The sequence below is a fragment of the Staphylococcus canis genome, assembly GCF_016238445.1.
Taxonomy (GTDB): domain Bacteria; phylum Bacillota; class Bacilli; order Staphylococcales; family Staphylococcaceae; genus Staphylococcus; species Staphylococcus canis.
Window position 1 is genome coordinate 1 of sequence record NZ_JABANU010000055.1, and the last position, 1,383, is coordinate 1,383.

The 1,383-nt window shown below is 48.6% G+C and carries 1 rRNA gene; it reads right to left on the bottom strand.

The features are described from left to right. Positions 1-1,383 (bottom strand): 23S ribosomal RNA (locus HHH54_RS10855); the annotation flags it as partial.

Below are 1,383 nucleotides of genomic sequence, written 5' to 3' on the forward strand. Positions count from 1 at the left end.
TTTGCCTAACACTCAGTCTCACTGCTTGGACGTGCACTCCAACAGCACGCTTCGCCTATCCTACTGCGTCCCCCCATCGCTTAAAACGATTATAGGTGGTACAGGAATATCAACCTGTTATCCATCGCCTACGCCTGTCGGCCTCGGCTTAGGACCCGACTAACCCAGAGCGGACGAGCCTTCCTCTGGAAACCTTAGTCAATCGGTGGACGGGATTCTCACCCGTCTTTCGCTACTCACACCGGCATTCTCACTTCTAAGCGCTCCACATGTCCTTGCGATCATGCTTCAACGCCCTTAGAACGCTCTCCTACCATTGTCCAAAGGACAATCCACAGCTTCGGTAATATGTTTAGCCCCGGTACATTTTCGGCGCAGTGTCACTCGACTAGTGAGCTATTACGCACTCTTTAAATGATGGCTGCTTCTAAGCCAACATCCTAGTTGTCTGGGCAACGCCACATCCTTTTCCACTTAACATATATTTTGGGACCTTAGCTGGTGGTCTGGGCTGTTTCCCTTTCGAACATGGACCTTATCACCCACGTTCTGACTCCCAAGTTAAATTATTTGGCATTCGGAGTTTGTCTGAATTCGGTAACCCGAGAGGGGCCCCTCGTCCAAACAGTGCTCTACCTCCAATAATCATCACTTGAGGCTAGCCCTAAAGCTATTTCGGAGAGAACCAGCTATCTCCAAGTTCGATTGGAATTTCTCCGCTACCCTCAGTTCATCCGCTCACTTTTCAACGTAAGTCGGTTCGGTCCTCCATTCAGTGTTACCTGAACTTCAACCTGACCAAGGGTAGATCACCTGGTTTCGGGTCTACGACCAAATACTCATTCGCCCTATTCAGACTCGCTTTCGCTACGGCTCCACATTTCCTGCTTAACCTTGCATCAGATCGTAACTCGCCGGTTCATTCTACAAAAGGCACGCCATCACCCATTAACGGGCTCTGACTACTTGTAAGCACACGGTTTCAAGTTCTCTTTCACTCCCCTTCCGGGGTACTTTTCACCTTTCCCTCACGGTACTGGTTCACTATCGGTCACTAGAGAGTATTTAGCCTTAGGAGATGGTCCTCCTAGATTCCGACGGAATTTCACGTGCTCCGTCGTACTCAGGATCCACTCAAGAGAGAATCAGTTTTCGACTACAGGATTATTACCTTCTTTGATTAACCTTTCCAGGTTATTCGTCTAACTCATTCTTTTGTAACTCTAAAAGAGTGTCCTACAACCCCAACAAGCAAGCTTGTTGGTTTGGGCTCTTCCCGTTTCGCTCGCCGCTACTCAGGGAATCGAATTTTCTTTCTCTTCCTCCGGGTACTAAGATGTTTCAGTTCTCCGGGTCTACCTTCTCATACGCTATGAATTCACG